The sequence below is a fragment of the Streptomyces sp. NPDC028991 genome, from assembly GCF_055564775.1.
This window is the reverse complement of record NZ_JBVHVP010000006.1, coordinates 154,291-169,733: the sequence shown is the minus strand read 5'-3', so window position 1 is coordinate 169,733 and position 15,443 is coordinate 154,291. Positions and strand designations below refer to the sequence as shown.

Below are 15,443 nucleotides of genomic sequence, written 5' to 3'. Positions count from 1 at the left end.
CCGTCAGGCGGGCGGCCAGTCGCGCAGGGCCATGTCGGCCACCCGTTGGAGGTCCTCCCGGGTGGCGCCCCCGGTGGCCTGTACGGAGATGCCGTTGGCGAACGTCATGAGGTAACGGGCGAGGTGCAGCGGGTCGGTGCCGGGGGGCAGGTCGCCGTCGTCGACCGCCTGCCGGAACCGGTCGCGGAGTTGGGCGACACCCCCTTCGCGCCAGTCGGCGAGCAGGTCACGTGCGGAGCGTCCCGTCTCGCCGGAGGCCAGGGAGCCCTGGACGCCGAGGCATCCGGTCGGGCAGTCGGGGCGGGTGCTGACCTCCACGGCGCCGTTCAGGAACGCCGTGGCCACCTCGCGGGCGGTGGGCTTGCGCAGGGCGCGGGCGACGTACGAGGCGGGGCCCTCCTCGTAGCGCTCGAGCGCCTTGCGGAACAGCTCCTCCTTGTTGCCGAAGGCCGCGTACATGCTGGTGCGGGTGATGCCCATGGCGCTGGTCAGGTCGGTGAGGCTGGCGCCCTCGTAGCCCTGCTCCCAGAAGATTCGCATGGCCTTTTCCAGGGCCTCGTCGGCGTCGAAGCCCCTCGGCCGGCCGGTCGGCCCCTTCTGTCGCGTCTCCATGGTGCCCAGTCTACGTCTTTCGTATCGGTCGGTACAGATGTGCTACGGTCGCTTTCAGTACCGCTCGGTACTGAATGTCATCGGAGGTCATTCACCATGGGACAGCTCGAAGGCAAGACCGCCGTCGTCACCGGCGGCGGCACGGGGATCGGCCTGGCCAGTGCGGTGCGGCTGGCGGACGAGGGCGCGCATGTGTTCATCACCGGCCGGCGCAAGGCCGCGCTGGACGCGGCCGTGGAAGTCATCGGCGCGCAGAGGGTCACCGCCGTGGCCGGTGATGTCTCGGACCCGGCCGACCTGGACCGGCTCTACGAAGCGGTCCGCGCTCGCGGCCGTGGGCTCGACGTGGTCTTCGCCAACGCGGCGATCGCCGCGCTCGTGCCGCTGGAGGAGATCACCGAGGAGCAGATCGACGAGATCTTCGGCGTCAACGTGCGGGGCACGCTCTTCACCGTGCAGAAGGCGTTGCCGCTGCTGAACGACGGTGCCTCGGTGATCCTCAACGCCTCCACCGCCGCGGACAACGGCGCGGAGGCGTTCAGTCTGTACGCCGCCTCCAAGGCCGCCGTCCGGACCTTCGCGCGGGGCTGGGCCAATGAACTCAAGGGGCGTGGTGTCCGGGTCAACGCGATCTCCCCGGGGCCGGTCGACACCCCCGGGATCACCAACCTCTTCGGCGGGGAGAACGCGTCCTCCGTCCTGGAAAAGCTCGCCGGGGACACGGCCATGGGCCGGATGGGGCGCCCCGAGGAGGTCGCCGCGGTGGTGGCCTTCCTCGCCTCGGGACAGAGCAGCTTCGTCCTCGGCGCCAACTGGTACGTCGACGGCGGTGAGAACCAGATCTGACCGGGCGGGGGATCAGTCCCGGTCCGGTCCGTCCGGCACCACGATGCGTTCGACCGCCGCCGCCACCAGCTGGTCCCGCTCCTCCTCGGTGAACACGTCCGGCAGGGTGAGCTGTTCGACGATCAGCCAGTTCAGGGCGAGGTGGAGCAGCTTGACGGCCATGGCGTCGCCGGGGAGGCCGGACGCCTCGTGGTAGGCGACGCTGGCGGCGACGTCCTCGCGGACGCGTTCGGTCAGCACCGCGCGCAGGCCGGGGCGCCGGGTGGCCTCCAGACGTAGTTCCAGCAGGGCGAGGTAGCCGGTGCGGAACGAGGCGACGCGGTCGACCAGTTCACGCATCAGCTCGACGTAGGTGTCCCGGTCGCGACCTGCCGTGCGCCGGCGGGCGAGGGCGGCCTCGTCGGGGTGCAGGCGCTCGTAGACGCGGGCACCCGCCTGGGTGAGCAGGTCGTCGCGGTTCGCGAAGTAGTTGGACGCGGTCCCGGCCGGTACCGCGGCCTCCGTGTCCACCGCCCGGAAGGTCAGGCCCCGCGCGCCCTGCGCGGCCAGCACCTCGATCGCGGCGTCGACGAGGGCGGCGCGGCGCTGGTCGTTCCGTCGCACCAGTCAGAAGCCACCCATCGGCTCGATGTCCACCCGGACCGGCGTGCCCCACACCCGCAGCACCTCGTAGTCCGTGAACTCGTGGACCAGCCGGTACGCCATCGCGGCACGCGGACCGCGCAGTTGGGCCGCGATGTACAGCTCGGCCTCGCGGCGGTCGCGGCGCGGGGTGCCGCACAGCTGCCACGCCTGGCCGTTCCACAGCTCGGGCAGCCAGCGCTGCTGGGGCTGCGGCCGCTCGCCGCGCGTCCCGTACCGGGACTGGACCGGTTCGGTGGGCCGGGCCGGGAGCGGGCCGCCGTTGTACTCGGCGCGGCGGGCGGTGCGGCGGCGGGTCTCGCACAGGAGGCACAGGTCGGGGGCGGCCTTGTCGACCGGGCCGTTCGGGTGCTCCGGGCAGCGGGTGCTGGGGGCCGCCGTCGAGACGCTCTCCTCCAGCTGGTCCATCGCCCGCTTGAGGTCCGCGCGGATCTCGTGCACCTTGGCGTCCGGCGTGTCGGCGGTCAGGGCCTCGCCGTGCTCACCGAGGAGACGCAGGGCGCGGCCCAGGGCGGTCAGCTGGGCGTGGTTCATGTTCCCCAGAGTCGCACACGGCGCGGACGGCGCCGTCGTCCAGGCCGAAGAAGTACGTGGCCGCGAAACCGACCGCGTACCCGGTGAGCAGCCCGCCGCCGTACACCCCCGCCGTCGCCGCCCAGCCTCCGCCGCCCGCGAGGAGCGGGAACAGCGCCCAGCCCGAGGGGCCGATCGCCGTCGCGCCCACGTCGGTGCCGAGCATCGCGAACAGACCGACGAAGGCGCCGCCCGCCGCCCCGCCCACGCAGGCCGTGAGGAACGGGCGGCCCAGGGGAAGGGAGACGCCGTAGATCAGGGGTTCGCCGACGCCGAGCAGGCCGGCCGGGAGCGCGGACCTGATCGTCGTACGCAGAGACGTGTCGTGGCGCAGACGGACGTAGACCGCCGCCGCCGCGCCCACCTGGCCGGCGCCCGCCATGGCCAGGATGGGGAGCAGGACGGTGTGGCCCTGCTGCTCGACGAGGGTGGTGTGGATGGGGATGAGGGCCTGGTGGAGGCCCAGCATCACCAGGGGGAGGAAGAGGCCGCCGAGGACCAGGCCGGCCAGGGGGCCCGTCGTCGTCAGGAGCCAGTTCGAGGCCGTCCCGATGGCCGTGGCGACCTCGCCGGCCGCGTACATGAGGACGTAGAGGGTGACCAGGCCGGAGACCAGGACCGTCAGCGTCGGGGTGAGCAGGACGTCCAGAGTGCCGGGGAGGCGGGCACGGCACCACTTCTCGACGCGGGTGCCCAGCAGCGCGGCGGCCAGCGCGCCGAGGACGCCGCCCTGGCCGGGGGCGAGCGCGACGCCGAACGCGGTCACGTTCGCCACGCCCGGATAGACGACGACGGCGGCGACCGCGCCGCCCAGCACGGGCGTGCCGCCGAACTCCTTCGCCGTGTTGTGGCCGACGAACACCGCGATCAGCGCCATGAAGGCGGAGGAGAGGGCGGCCAGGGCGGGGGTGATGCCGGGGAGCCGTCCCAGATTCGTCAAGAGGCCGGCGACGCCCGCCAGGATGCCGCAGCCGATCAGGGCGGGGATGAGCGGAACGAAGATGTTCGCGACGCGGCGCAGGGCCGTCTTGAGCGGGGTCGCGTTGCGCCGCCTCTGCCGCGCCTTCAGCGCGGCGCCGCGCAGGGCGAGGGCGTCCGCCGTGCCGGCGGGAGTAACCGGTGTGCCTGTGCCGCCGGCCGTCGTGCCTGCGCCGCCCGACGTCGTGCCTCTGCCACCGGTCGTCGTGCCTGTGCCGCCGGTCGTCGTGACGGTGAGACCGTCCGCCGTGTCGCCTCCACCGGTCCCCAGCAGTGCCTCGAAGGCCTCCGCCACCCGCCCGACCACCCCCGGCCCCAGCACGACTTGGTACGAGTCGCCGTCCTCGACCACCCCGAGCACGCCGGGCAGCGTCCGCAGCGCCGCGTCCTCCACCCGGGCGCGGTCGGCCAGGCCCAGGCGGAGGCGGGTCATGCAGTGGGCGACGGAGGTGACGTTCGCGGCGCCGCCGACCAGGGGGAGGAGGACGGCGGCCGTGGTGGTGGGGTCCTTGTGCACCCCCCGAGCGTGCGGTCAGCCCTTCGCCGCCGCCAGCGCGGCGCGCAGGTGGCCGCCGGAGTCCTCCAGAAGGCGGGCGGCCGTCGGGCCGTCCACATCGGCCAGCAGGGTCAGGATCGCGTGCTTGACCTCGCCGTCGGTGGCGGTCAGCGCGCGCTCGATCTCGTCGTCGGCGGCTCCGGTGGCGAGTGCGACGATGCGGCGCGAGCGGGCGCGCAGCTTCTCGTTGGAGGCGCGGACGTCCACCATCAGGTTCCCGTACGTCTTGCCGAGGCGGATCATCGTGATCGTCGACAGCATGTTCAGGACCAGCTTCTGCGCCGTACCGGCCTTCAGGCGGGTGGAGCCGGTGATCAGCTCGGGCCCGGTGACGACCTCGATGCCGTGCTCGGCGGCGGCGGCCAGGGCGCTGCCCCGGTTGCAGGCGAGGCCGACGGTCAGGGCGCCGAGGGCGCGGGCGTGCTCGACGGCGCCGAGAGCGTACGGCGTGCGGCCGGAGGCGGAGACGCCGACCACCGCGTCGTCCGAGGTCAGGGCGAGGGCGTCCAGGTCGGCGCGGGCCAGCTCGGCCGAGTCCTCGGCGCCCTCGACGGAGGTGACCATGGCCTCCGGGCCGCCCGCGATCAGGCCGACCACCTGTCCGGGGGCGGTGCTGAAGGTGGGCGGGCACTCCGAGGCGTCCAGCACGCCGAGCCGGCCGGCCGTACCGGCGCCCGCGTAGACCAGCCGCCCGCCGCGCGCCATCCGGGCGGCCACGGCGTCGATGGTGGCGGCGATCTCGGGCAGCCGCTCGGCGACGGCGGCGGGCACGGCGGTGTCCTCGCCGTTCATCACCCGCGCGATGTCCAGGGTGGGCATCCGGTCGATCTCGGCCAGCTCGGGCCGGAACGCCTCGGTGGTCAGCGTCTCCAACTGGGAACGGAGGTCGGGGTGGTGGGGGGTTGCAGTCATGAGGAAGCCGCTCTTTTCAACTTCGGTGCCTGTGCTTGCCCGAGGGCTCGGTGCCTACGGTCTACCGCGATGCCCATGCCGGTGCGCCAACGCCTCGTAGGAAGCCGCCAGAGCCGGCGCGGCCGACTCGTACGTCCGCTGCGCCACCCCCACGAACAGGCAGTCCACCACCAGCAGCTGACTGGTCCGCGACGACATCGCCGCCGGCCGCAGCTCGCTCTCCCGCGACGTGGACGTGGTCAGCACGTGGTCGGCGTACTGCGTGACGGGGCTGTCGGGCCGGCCGGTGATGGCGACGGTCGTCGCGCCGCGCTCGAAGGCGACCCGCAGCGGTTCGATGACGTCGCCCGTCGACCCGGAGTGCGTGATGGCGAGGGCGACGTCCCCGGCGCGCAGCTGCACCGCGTTGGTGACGGCGAGGTGCGGATCGCCGGGGGCGTGGGCTATGAGCCCTATGCGCAGGAGTTTCTGGGTGAGGTCCTGCGCGACCAGGCCGGAGGCGCCGATGCCGTACACGTCGGTGCGGCGGGCGGCGGCGAGCGCGGCGACGGCCGCGCCGAGCTGGACGGTGTCCAGGGCGGCGGCGGTGTCGGCGAGGGTCTGCTGCTCGTCATAGGCGAGTTTGGCGACGACGTCGGCGATCGGGTCGTCGACCGCGATGTCGGTCGTGATGGCGGGCGCGCGGCCGGACTGCTGCTGGGCGGCGAGTCCGGCCAGCGCGAGGCGCAGGTCGCGGTAGCCGGGGTAGCCGAGCAGCCGGGCGGTGCGTACGACGGTCGCCTCGCTGGTGCCGGTCAGCTCGGCGAGGCCGGTGACCGTGAGGGCCGCGCAGCCGGCCGGGTCGCCCGCGACGGCCTCGGCGACCCGCTGCATGGAACGGGTCATCGAAGGCGCCAGCGTGCGCACCTTGGCCGCGAGGGCGGCGGGCGCGGGCGGCGCGCTCCCGGTTCCGCTCCCGCCCCCGCTTCCGGCGCCGCGGCGGCCACCGGTCGCGTTGCCACTCGCACTGCCGAAAGTTTCCTTCACTTCATCGGTCACTCATGAAAGATATTTTCGTTTCGGTGCGCGGGTCAAGAGTGCGCACAATGGGTGCATGGACCCCATCAGCCCCCTGGAGCAGGTGTTGCACGCCGCGCGCGCCCTCGTGCTCGCCGACCTGGTGGCGGGCCAGGTCGCCGAGCCGGACGTCGTGTCGCTGGTCGAGGAGTCCGTCGTACAGCGGCGCTGGTGGGTCGAGCAGTGGCCCGAGGGCGCGGAGTTCGTGACCGGCCTGGTGGCGCAGGACGTGCAGGACGCCCTGCTGGAGCGGTACGGCCGCTGGCCGCTGTGCCCGGTGTGCGGCTCCGGCGACCCGCACGCGCTGGACGTCGAGCCCGAACTCGGCCCCGACCCGCACTGGGTGTGCGGCAAGGCGGGCGTCAAGGTCGCGGCGGTCGGCTCGCTGGGCGCGGCCATCGGCGGCACACCCTCGTGAGGACGAACCGGTGACCGTCTACATCGACCCGCCGGCCTGGCCGGGCCACGGCCGCATGTGGTCGCACCTCGTCAGCGACGTCTCCTACGCCGAACTGCACGCGTTCGCCGCGGCCCTGGGCGTGCCGCGCCGCGCCTTCGAACGCGACCACTACGACATCCCCGCCCAGCGGTACGCCGAAGTCGTGTCCGCCGGTGCGCTGGAGGTCAGCAGCCGCGAGGTGGTGCGGCTGCTGCACGGGGCGGGGCTGCGGCGCAGGAAGGGCGGGACTCGACAGTGCGGGACTCAGCCGCGCGGGCCCCGCAGCTCGTAGGCGAGCTGCTCCTCGTCCCCGGCGACCTGGCGGAAACCGGCGCGGACGATCACGGCCTGGGAGGCGAGGTTGGCGTGCTCGGTCGTCGCGCAGACGGACGTGACCTCCTCGCGCGCCAGCGCCCACGCGGACAGCGCGCGCAGGCCCTCGGTGGCGTAGCCGTGGCCGCGGGCGGTCTCGGCGAGGTCGTAGCCGATCTCCACCCGGCCGTCCTCGTCCGGCGGCCCGTGGAAGCCCATGCCGCCTACCGCGCGGCCGTCCTGCCGGCGCACGAGTGCGAACACGCCCCACTCCGGCCGGTGTACGCCCGCCTCGTACGCCTTCAGGAGCATCCCGGCGGCGTCCCGGGTGCCCTGGAAGGGCCCGCCCTCGACCCATTCGAAGCCGCCGTCGCCGCCCGCGGCCAGGTCGGTGGCGGCGGCCGGGCAGACGCCCTGGAGGGTGAGGCGCTCGGCGGGGATCACCAGGTTGTTGCGCCAGCGCCAATCGGTGACCGGGGCGCGTTCGGGCAGTTCACCGCGGCCGGTGGCCCACAGCAGGGTGCGCCAGGGGTCGGCGCCGGGCCGGACGTGCGGGAAGAGCCGGGCGAGGACGTCCGCGCACAGCTCGGCGGGCGGCTCGTAGGCCAGCCCGAGGCCCTCGGCGATGTCGTGCGTGTGCACGAGCACCTCGGTGACCCCCATGGCGGCGAAACCCTCGCGGTTCGCGCTGCGGAAGGGGTACGGGTGGAAGGCGCGGACCTCGCGCGGGATGGTGCGGAGGGTGGCGGCGAGCAGCGCGCCGGTCGTCTCGACGACGTGCAGGACGCCCTCGTTGTCCGTGCCGTCGTCGAGGGTGATCTCGAAGGGGACGTAGGCCTCGGTGGCGCGTCCGGCGAGCTGGCCCGCGTAGGTGATGAGGTCGCCCGCGATGTGCTCCGCCGTGTACCGGCAGCTCCACTCCAGCCGCCCGGCCGGCGCCGCCTCCCAGTCCCGGTCCACCGCCGTCCGCAGCAGCGCGACGGCGCCCGCGACGGCCTCCTCCACCTGTTCCCCACCCATGCTCCGCATGCCGGGCAGACTACGGGGCCGGGCTGTCCCCGAGCGACAGCATTTCCAGCTCGCCGGTGAGGTTGTAGCGGGCGGTCGCCTCCCACTCCCGCTGCCCGTGCGGGGTGTGGAACAGCCGGGGAAGGTCGAGGAGTTGGCGGAGGACGGCGGCCCGGCCCTCGCGGAAGGCGTCGTCCGGGACGAAGTGGTACTCCTGCCGTACGGCCGCCGTGTACGCGGCGTACGCCGACGGCGGCGAGGCGAGGATCGCCAGGTCCGCGTCGCACAGCACCCGTCCGTCCCGGTCGTCGCCGGCGGGGGCGTGGGTGACGGTGAGGCGGACCAGCCGGGCCACCTCGGCGGTCTTGTCCGCCGGAACCCCGGCCTCGGGCAGCGCTCGCTCGGCGAGGCGGGCCGAGCGTTCCTCGTTCTCGGATCGCTCGGGGAGGTAGACGGCGTCGTGGAACCAGGCGGCGAGGCGCACGACGTCGGGGTCGTCGGCGTACTCCTCCAGTACGTCGACGTGGTCCAGGACCGCGGTGAGGTGCGCGAGCGTGTGGTACCGCCGCTGGGGCTCCTGCCAGCGGGCGAGCAGGTTGTCGGCGTACGGCGCCGGATCGGGACGGCCGGAACCGGGGGCGGCGGCTCCGTCCAGGGCGCGGGCGAAACGGGAGCGCAGGGCGTCGAGATCGGCCATGCGCCCATTCTTCCAGCGAGGGTGGCGCACCGGCCGTTCGCTTTCGTGACAGTATCTAACTGAATCTTGGCGTCGCGGTCACACGGAAGCCCGGAAGCCCGGAAGCCGGAGTCAGGAGTCCGGAAGCCGGAAGCCGGAAGCCCGGAAGCCCGGAAAAGCCCGGAAGAGGAGAGGCGGCGGATCATGACGCAGGCGCGCACGGGGACTCCGCGCGAGCGCTACCGCACACAGGTGCGCGCGGAGATCAAGGAACACGCGTGGGAGCAGATCGCCACGGCGGGCGCGTCCGCGCTCTCGCTCAACGCGATCGCCAAGCGGATGGGCCTGAGCGGACCCGCCCTCTACCGGTACTTCGCCGGCCGCGACGAGCTGATCACCGAACTCATCAGGGACGCCTACCGGAGCCTCGCCGACACCTTCCGGGCGGCGGGCGAGGCCGGTGCCGACCTGGCCGGGCTCGCGCACGCCCTGCGCGCCTGGGCCCTGGCCGACCCCCAGCGGTACTTCCTCATCTACGGCACCCCCGTCCCGGGCTACCGCGCGCCCGACGACGTCACCGAGATCGCCTCCGAGACCATGGCGGTCATCCTCGACGCCTGCGCCGCACTGCCCTCGGACCGCCCCGCGACACCGTTCGGCACGCACCTCGAAGGCCACCGGGAATGGGCGGACGGCCACCCCGCCGCGCCCGCCGCCCTCCACCGCGCCCTGACCGTCTGGACCCGCCTGCACGGTGTGCTGTCCCTGGAACTCGCGGGCCACTTCACCGGCATGGCGTTCGACCCCGCCCAGCTCTACGCCGCGGAACTGGACGACCTGCTGGAACGCTGACCGGGAGCCGGGCCGGGCCCTACCGTGGAGCCCATGACGACTCCTGCTGACGTGCACGACGTACGCGACCCCGAGGTCCCCGGGCGGCTGCTGGCCATCGAGCGGGACGAACTGCTGCCGCTGCTGCGCTCCCGGCCCGACGGGGACTTCGCGCTGCCGGTGGCCGCGTGTCCCGGCTGGACCGTGCGGGACGTGCTGGCGCACTGCTCCAGCGCGCTGATCCGGGTGGTGGAGAAACGCTACGAGGACGGTGTCTTCTCGCCCGCCTCCAACCACCGCGACATCGACGAACGCGCCGACTGGACGAACGCCCGGATCCTCGACGAACTGGAGCGCGGCATGACCGAGGCCGGTCCGCTGATCGGCCGCGCGGGCGGTGTCCTGGACGCGATCGCGCTGGGCGAGTGGGTGCACGCGGGTGATGTGCGGGCGGCCCTCGGCGAGCCGGGTGCGTACGCGGGGCGTGGGCTGCCGGACGCGCTGGCGCTGCTCGGCACGCTCACCCGCGACCGCGGTCACGTGCCGCTGCACGCCGACCTCGACGACGTGGACGAGCCCCTGAAGCTGGGGGCGGTCAGCGGTGAGCGGCCGCCGGGGCGGTTCATCGGGGACGCCGCCACCCTCGTACGGCTGTACGCGGGCCGGTCCGTGGACGACGCGGCCGGATACGAGCTGGCCGGGGTGGAGGCGGAGGAGCTGAACCTCTTCGGCGGCTGAGCGTGGCCGTCCGAGGGTGAGGGGGAGCCCCGGCCGGCTGTCTGGGCGTAGTCTTAGATTGGACTAGACCTGTAGCAGGCCGACGAATGGGGTCCCATGAGCAAGCGTGCAGTCCTGGAGGTGATCGCCCTCGACGTCGAGGACGCGGTCGCCGCTCAGGCCGGAGGCGCGGATCGCCTCGAACTGGTCACCGACATGGCGGCCGACGGACTCACCCCGTCGGCCGCGACCGTCGCCGCGATCCGCGCCGCCGTCGACATCGACGTACGGGTGATGCTGCGGCTCGCGGACGGGTTCGCCGCGGGGGACGCCGAACGGCTGGCTCGGGTCGCCGCGGAGATGCGGGAGGCCGGGGCCACGCAGTTCGTGCTCGGGTTCCTCGACGCGGACGGTGAGGTGGACCTGGACGCGGTGGAGCGGGTCGCCGGGGTGCTGGGCGGGTGCCGGTGGACGTTCCACCGCGCGATCGACCGCGCCTCCAACCGGGACGCCCTGCGCAAGCAGCTCGCGGACTTCCCGGGCCTGGACACCTATCTGACGGCGGGGGCGGCCGGCGGCGTGGACGACGGCCTGACCGTACTGCTCGCCGAGGCGCGGCGGCGGGGGGAGCCGGGCTACGAGCAGCAGCTCCTGGTCGGCGGCGGCCTGCGGCTGGACCATGTGCCCGGCCTGCTGGACGCGGGAATCGACGGCTTCCACATCGGCGGCGCGGCACGGCCCGCCGGGTGGGACGGGCCGGTGTCGGCGGAAGCGGTCGCACAGTGGCGGCGGGTCCTGGGGACGTGACCGCGCCCCGTGCGACCGCGTCCGCGTGATCGCGTCCTGTGCGACCGTGGTCCGTGTGACCGCGTCCGTGTAACCGCGTCCGTGTGACCGCGTCCGCGTGAGCGCGTGATCGGGTCCCGCGTGACCGCGGGCGATCGTGCCGCCTGGGGCGGCACGGGTGGGCGCGGCGGCATCCGGCCGGTGCCGGGCCGCGTGGCCCACGTCCCCGGCGGCGACTGCGGTCCCCGCTCGAGCGGCCCCGCCGGCTACGCCGCCAGCTGCGGCGGCAGCCCCGCCCCGTGCGTCACGATCAGTCCCGACACCGCGCGGGTCAGCGCCACGTACAGCCGTCGCAGCCCGGTCCGCTCGTCCGGCTCCCCGTCCACCACGGCCCGCGGCTCGTCCAGGACCACGTAGTCGTACTCCAGGCCCTTGGCCAGCGACGCCGGCACCAGGGTCAGGCGGGTGGCGTGGGTCGTCTGCTCGCCCGGTCCGACGAAGCCGATCCCCGCCGACCCGAGGGCCTTCGCCAGCTCCGGCACCCGCGCGTCGGCGGCGATCAGGCCGACCGAGCCCTCGCGCTCCAGCAGCTCGCGGCAGGCGGACACCACGTCGGCCGTTCCCTCGGCGGTCGTACGGACGTCGAAGAAGCCCGGGTTCTCACGGATCGACGCCACCGGCGTCAGGCCCGGCGCGATGTACGGCAGCAGCCGGGAGGCGTACGCGATGACGTCCGTCGGCACCCGGAAACCGGCCGTCAGCTCCTCGACCACGGCCTCGCCCTTGCCCAGGTGGGCCAGCGCCTCGGCCCAGCTGCGGGTCGCCCACGGCGTGGTGCCCTGCGCCAGGTCGCCGAGGACGGTCACCGAGCCGGTGGTGCAGCGCCGGCCCACCGCGCGGTACTGCATCGGGGACAGGTCCTGCGCCTCGTCGAGGACCACGTGCCCGAGGGAGTGGGTGCGCTCGATCAGGTCGGTCGCCTCGTCGATCAGCACGGCGTCGGCGGGTGCCCACCTGGCGGACTTCACGGAGCGCGGCGGCTTCACCCACAGCACCGCCTTCCGCTCCTCCTCGGTGAGGACACCTTCGGCGTGCTCGGCGAGGAAGTCCGCGTCGGAGAGCAGGCGCAGAACGAGCCTCGCGGGGTCGACCTGCGGCCAGACGGTCTTCACCAGCGCCTTCACGGCCGCGTTGCGCGCCACCGCGTTCTGCACCCGGTCGTCCGGCGCCTCACCGGCCCGCTCCATCTGCACCAGCACGGCGTGCGCGATGCGCTGGGGGAGGGCCTCGCGGGCGGCGCCGTAGCGGATGTCCCGGGCGAGCAGCTCGCGGACGATCTCCTCCACCTCGTACGCGGCCACCCGCCAGCGGCGTGCGCCGCGCACCACGACGACGCCCTCGGTGGGCAGGGTCACGTGCGAGTAGAGGGCCTTGCGCAGGACCTCCGCCATCCGCGCGTCGCCTTTGATCACCGCCGTCGTCGCCTCGTCCGCGCCGCTCACCTCGACGTGTGCCACCAGATCGTCGACGGTGGCCTGGCGGACCGTCAGCTCGCCCAGGGCCGGCAGGACTTGCTCGATGTAGTGCAGGAAGGACTTGTTCGGCCCGATGACCAGGGTGCCGGTGCGGGCCAGGCGCTCGCGGTGGGCGTACAGGAGGTAGGCGACCCGGTGCAGGCCGACGGCCGTCTTGCCGGTGCCGGGACCGCCCTGCACACAGACCGAACCGGCCAGCCCGGCGCGCACGATCTCGTCCTGCTCGGGCTGGATGGTCGCCACGATGTCACGCATCGGACCGACGCGGGGCCGCTCGATCTCCTGCTGGAGCAGCTTGCTGGTGACCGCCGCCTCGGCCGGGTCGGACAGATGCTCGTCCTCGTACGCCGTGAGGTCCCCGCCGGTGTAGCCGAAGCGGCGGCGCAGCGCGATGTCCAGTGGGTCCTTCTTCGACGCGCGGTAGAACGGCTGCGAGACCGGTGCCCGCCAGTCGACCACCATCGGGTCGCCGTCCGCGTCGTGCACGTGCCGGCGCCCCACGTGCAGTGTCTGATAAGCGGCCTCCGGCGGCGGGCGCTCCCCCTCGCCGCCCGCCGCCCGCTCGGCACCGGGAGCGTGCAGGTAGTCGAGCCGGCCGAAGAACAGGGGCGTCTCGCTGAGGTCGGCCAGCGCTTTGATGCGCTGCTCGATCTGGCTCTCCAGGACCGCGGCGTTGACCCAGTTCGCGGTGACGTCGGTGATGTCCAGGGACTCGACGTCCTCACGCATGGTGCGCAGGGCCGAACGGGAGGCGGCCAGGTGGCGGCGCTCCTTGTACAGAGGGTCGTCGTGGACGGGCGTGGACAAGGGGGTGCCTCCGGGTGACCTGCGGTGTGGTGGGCGCGGGCTTCGCGCGGTGGGCCGACCGGTTTCCGTCCGGACGGCGGCACTCCGTGGGGAGGCGGGCAAGAGCGGAGATTCTAGGGGAGCGCGGGCCGGGCGGGCCAACGGGTTTTCCCGACCCCTAGGGGTCGGCGCCCTCCGACCTGAGGGGAAGGCGTCCCCCCGGAGGCGTACCCGGGGGTGGAGGAGGCTCGGTCCGCAGACCGATGCCGGTCCGGTGCCCGCGGTCGCACCATGGAGACATGAGCGCAGCAACCATCTCCCCCGCCCCGGCACCGGGCCGCGCGTCCGGTGCCACGCCCGTGGCCGGCAGCCACCGGCACCGGCTCGGTGACGCCGTGCGCGCCGTCAGGGTGTTCGCGGGCGCCGCCTTCGACGTGGTCGTGCTCGGCGAGTACGGCGAGGAGGCCGGCGTCCGCCGCCGCTGAGCGCCGGCCCCTGGACGCCGTCGGCTCAGCTCTCCGTCAGCAGCTCGTCCGCGTCCATGATCCTGTAGGCGTAGCCCTGCTCCGCCAGGAAGCGCTGCCGGTGGGCGGCGAAGTCCTGGTCGAGCGTGTCGCGGGCGACGACCGAGTAGAAGTGCGCCTGGTGGCCGTCGGCCTTCGGGCGCAGCACCCGGCCGAGCCGCTGGGCCTCCTCCTGCCGGGAGCCGAAGGTGCCCGACACCTGGATGGCGACCGTCGCCTCCGGCAGGTCGATCGAGAAGTTCGCGACCTTGGAGACGACGAGGACGCTGATCTCGCCCTGGCGGAAGGCCTCGAAGAGCTTCTCCCGCTGGGCGTTGGACGTCTCGCCCTTGATGACCGGCGCGCCCAGGTGCTCGCCGAGTTCGTCGAGCTGGTCGATGTACTGGCCGATGACGAGGATCTGCTGCCCGGCGAAGCGCCGCACGATCGCCTCGGTCACCTTCCGCTTGGTCGCGGTCGTCGCGCAGAAGCGGTACTTCTCCTCCGTCTCGGCGGTGGCGTACGCGAGGCGCTCGGAGTCGGTGAGGTTGACCCGGACCTCCACGCAGTCGGCGGGCGCGATGTAGCCCTGCGCCTCGATCTCCTTCCACGGCGCGTCGAAACGCTTCGGGCCGATGAGGGAGAACACGTCCGACTCGCGGCCGTCCTCCCGGACGAGCGTCGCGGTCAGGCCGAGCCGCCGCCGGGCCTGGAGGTCGGCGGTGAACTTGAAGACCGGCGCCGGCAGCAGGTGCACCTCGTCGTAGACGACCAGCCCCCAGTCCCGGGAGTCGAACAGCTCCAGGTGCGGGTAGACGCCCTTCCGCCTGGTCGTCAGCACCTGGTACGTGGCGATGGTGACGGGCCGGATCTCCTTCTTCGTCCCGCTGTACTCGCCGATCTCGTCCTCGGTCAGGCTCGTGCGCTTCACCAGCTCGTGCTTCCACTGCCGGGCGGAGACGGTGTTGGTGACCAGGATCAGCGTCGTCGACTTGGCCTGCGCCATCGAACCCGCCCCGACCAGCGTCTTGCCCGCGCCGCAGGGGAGCACGACGACACCGCTGCCGCCGTGCCAGAAGTTCTCCACCGCCTGCTTCTGGTACGGCCGCAGCGCCCACCCGTCCTCGGCCAGCTCGATGGGGTGCGCCTCGCCGTCGACGTACCCGGCGAGATCCTCGGCGGGCCAGCCCAGCTTCAGCAGCGTCTGCTTGATCTGCCCGCGCTCGGAGGGGTGCACGGCCACCGTGTCGGGATCGATGCGGTTGCCGACCAGCGGCGCGATCCGCTTCGACTTCAGGACCTCCTCCAGCACCGGCCGGTCGGTGGTCGTCAGGACCAGCCCGTGCGCCGGGTGCTTGGACAGGGTGAGGCGGCCGTAGCGGTCCATCGTCTCGGCGATGTCGACGAGCAGCGCGTGCGGCACCGGATAGCGGCTGTACTCGACGAGGGCGTCCACGACCTGCTCGGCGTCGTGGCCCGCCGCCCGCGCGTTCCACAGGCCCAGCGGGGTCACCCGGTAGGTGTGGATGTGCTCCGGCGCCCGCTCCAGTTCGGCGAACGGCGCGATGGCCCGACGGCAGTCGCCGGCCTGCTCGTGGTCGACTTCGAGGAGCAGGGTTTTGTCGGACTGGACGATCAGCGGACCATTCACGGGCGGCACCCCTTCGCGTGCGTA

General features: G+C 73.5%; 17 protein-coding genes. 7 read left to right on the top strand and 10 right to left on the bottom strand.

The window, feature by feature from the left end; genetic code table 11:
- Positions 1 to 3: 3 nt before the first annotated feature.
- Positions 4 to 612 (bottom strand): TetR/AcrR family transcriptional regulator, encoded by a 609-nt coding sequence (locus ACZ4V1_RS15755; RefSeq protein ID WP_468335247.1) that lies wholly within the window; start codon positions 610 to 612, stop codon positions 4 to 6.
- Between the two features lie 96 nt (positions 613 to 708).
- Here ACZ4V1_RS15755 and ACZ4V1_RS15750 point away from each other — a divergent pair, with 96 nt between their 5' ends.
- Entirely contained in the window at positions 709 to 1,458 is a 750-nt protein-coding gene (locus ACZ4V1_RS15750) for an SDR family NAD(P)-dependent oxidoreductase (protein WP_468335244.1), read from the top strand.
- A gap of 12 nt (positions 1,459 to 1,470) precedes the next feature.
- On the opposite strand, the gene ACZ4V1_RS15745 is transcribed toward ACZ4V1_RS15750, so the two are convergent.
- Genes ACZ4V1_RS15745 through ACZ4V1_RS15725 form a run of 5 tightly spaced genes read right to left on the bottom strand, consistent with a single transcriptional unit; the run spans position 1,471 to position 6,157 of the window.
- Positions 1,471 to 2,064 (bottom strand): TetR/AcrR family transcriptional regulator, encoded by a 594-nt coding sequence (locus ACZ4V1_RS15745; RefSeq protein ID WP_468335697.1) that lies wholly within the window; start codon positions 2,062 to 2,064, stop codon positions 1,471 to 1,473.
- Positions 2,065 to 2,634, bottom strand: coding sequence for a hypothetical protein (locus tag ACZ4V1_RS15740; protein ID WP_468335241.1), 570 nt, complete (start codon positions 2,632 to 2,634; stop codon positions 2,065 to 2,067).
- Positions 2,582 to 4,168 carry a PTS transporter subunit EIIC gene (locus ACZ4V1_RS15735; protein ID WP_468335238.1) on the bottom strand — a complete coding sequence of 529 codons (1,587 nt, stop codon included), beginning with the start codon at positions 4,166 to 4,168 and terminating at the stop codon, positions 2,582 to 2,584. The genes ACZ4V1_RS15740 and ACZ4V1_RS15735 overlap by 53 nt, the downstream gene beginning before the upstream one ends.
- A 15-nt stretch (positions 4,169 to 4,183) precedes the next feature.
- Positions 4,184 to 5,119, bottom strand: coding sequence for an N-acetylmuramic acid 6-phosphate etherase (gene murQ / locus ACZ4V1_RS15730; protein WP_468335234.1), 936 nt, complete (start codon positions 5,117 to 5,119; stop codon positions 4,184 to 4,186).
- Positions 5,120 to 5,173: 54 nt separating this feature from the next.
- The gene (locus tag ACZ4V1_RS15725) at positions 5,174 to 6,157 is read right to left on the bottom strand and encodes a MurR/RpiR family transcriptional regulator (RefSeq protein WP_468335231.1); all 984 of its coding nucleotides are present in this window, start codon (positions 6,155 to 6,157) and stop codon (positions 5,174 to 5,176) included.
- 55 nt (positions 6,158 to 6,212) lie between these two features.
- On the opposite strand from ACZ4V1_RS15725, the gene ACZ4V1_RS15720 reads away from it, so the two are divergent.
- Positions 6,213 to 6,593 carry a hypothetical protein gene (locus tag ACZ4V1_RS15720; RefSeq protein ID WP_468335228.1) on the top strand — a complete coding sequence of 127 codons (381 nt, stop codon included), beginning with the start codon at positions 6,213 to 6,215 and terminating at the stop codon, positions 6,591 to 6,593.
- 10 nt (positions 6,594 to 6,603) lie between these two features.
- Positions 6,604 to 6,906 (top strand): DUF4031 domain-containing protein, encoded by a 303-nt coding sequence (locus tag ACZ4V1_RS15715; RefSeq protein ID WP_468335225.1) that lies wholly within the window; start codon positions 6,604 to 6,606, stop codon positions 6,904 to 6,906.
- Here the strand turns inward: ACZ4V1_RS15715 and ACZ4V1_RS15710 are convergent.
- Both ACZ4V1_RS15710 and ACZ4V1_RS15705 read right to left on the bottom strand, forming a co-directional pair.
- Entirely contained in the window at positions 6,879 to 7,955 is a 1,077-nt protein-coding gene (locus ACZ4V1_RS15710; RefSeq protein ID WP_468335223.1) for a GNAT family N-acetyltransferase, read from the bottom strand. The two genes, ACZ4V1_RS15715 and ACZ4V1_RS15710, sit on opposite strands and share 28 nt — an antisense overlap.
- 10 nt (positions 7,956 to 7,965) lie before the next feature.
- Entirely contained in the window at positions 7,966 to 8,631 is a 666-nt protein-coding gene (locus ACZ4V1_RS15705; RefSeq protein ID WP_468335220.1) for an HD domain-containing protein, read from the bottom strand.
- Between the two features lie 183 nt (positions 8,632 to 8,814).
- Between ACZ4V1_RS15705 and ACZ4V1_RS15700 the strand changes: the two genes are divergently transcribed.
- From ACZ4V1_RS15700 to ACZ4V1_RS15690, 3 genes are all read left to right on the top strand, one after another.
- Complete coding sequence (locus ACZ4V1_RS15700; RefSeq protein WP_468335217.1) at positions 8,815 to 9,462, top strand: TetR/AcrR family transcriptional regulator; 648 nt, start codon at positions 8,815 to 8,817, stop codon at positions 9,460 to 9,462.
- Positions 9,463 to 9,495: 33 nt separating this feature from the next.
- Complete coding sequence (locus tag ACZ4V1_RS15695; protein WP_468335214.1) at positions 9,496 to 10,179, top strand: maleylpyruvate isomerase family mycothiol-dependent enzyme; 684 nt, start codon at positions 9,496 to 9,498, stop codon at positions 10,177 to 10,179.
- 96 nt (positions 10,180 to 10,275) lie between these two features.
- Positions 10,276 to 10,965: a copper homeostasis protein CutC gene (locus tag ACZ4V1_RS15690; protein ID WP_468335211.1), complete on the top strand. Its 690-nt coding sequence runs from the start codon at positions 10,276 to 10,278 to the stop codon at positions 10,963 to 10,965.
- Between the two features lie 245 nt (positions 10,966 to 11,210).
- On the opposite strand, the gene ACZ4V1_RS15685 is transcribed toward ACZ4V1_RS15690, so the two are convergent.
- Positions 11,211 to 13,286: a HelD family protein gene (locus tag ACZ4V1_RS15685; protein ID WP_468335208.1), complete on the bottom strand. Its 2,076-nt coding sequence runs from the start codon at positions 13,284 to 13,286 to the stop codon at positions 11,211 to 11,213.
- Between the two features lie 278 nt (positions 13,287 to 13,564).
- Between ACZ4V1_RS15685 and ACZ4V1_RS15680 the strand changes: the two genes are divergently transcribed.
- Positions 13,565 to 13,750 (top strand): hypothetical protein, encoded by a 186-nt coding sequence (locus ACZ4V1_RS15680; protein WP_351389353.1) that lies wholly within the window; start codon positions 13,565 to 13,567, stop codon positions 13,748 to 13,750.
- Between the two features lie 25 nt (positions 13,751 to 13,775).
- Here ACZ4V1_RS15680 and ACZ4V1_RS15675 read toward each other — a convergent pair whose 3' ends face one another.
- Positions 13,776 to 15,419 carry a DNA repair helicase XPB gene (locus ACZ4V1_RS15675; RefSeq protein WP_468335204.1) on the bottom strand — a complete coding sequence of 548 codons (1,644 nt, stop codon included), beginning with the start codon at positions 15,417 to 15,419 and terminating at the stop codon, positions 13,776 to 13,778.
- Positions 15,420 to 15,443: the final 24 nt, after the last annotated feature.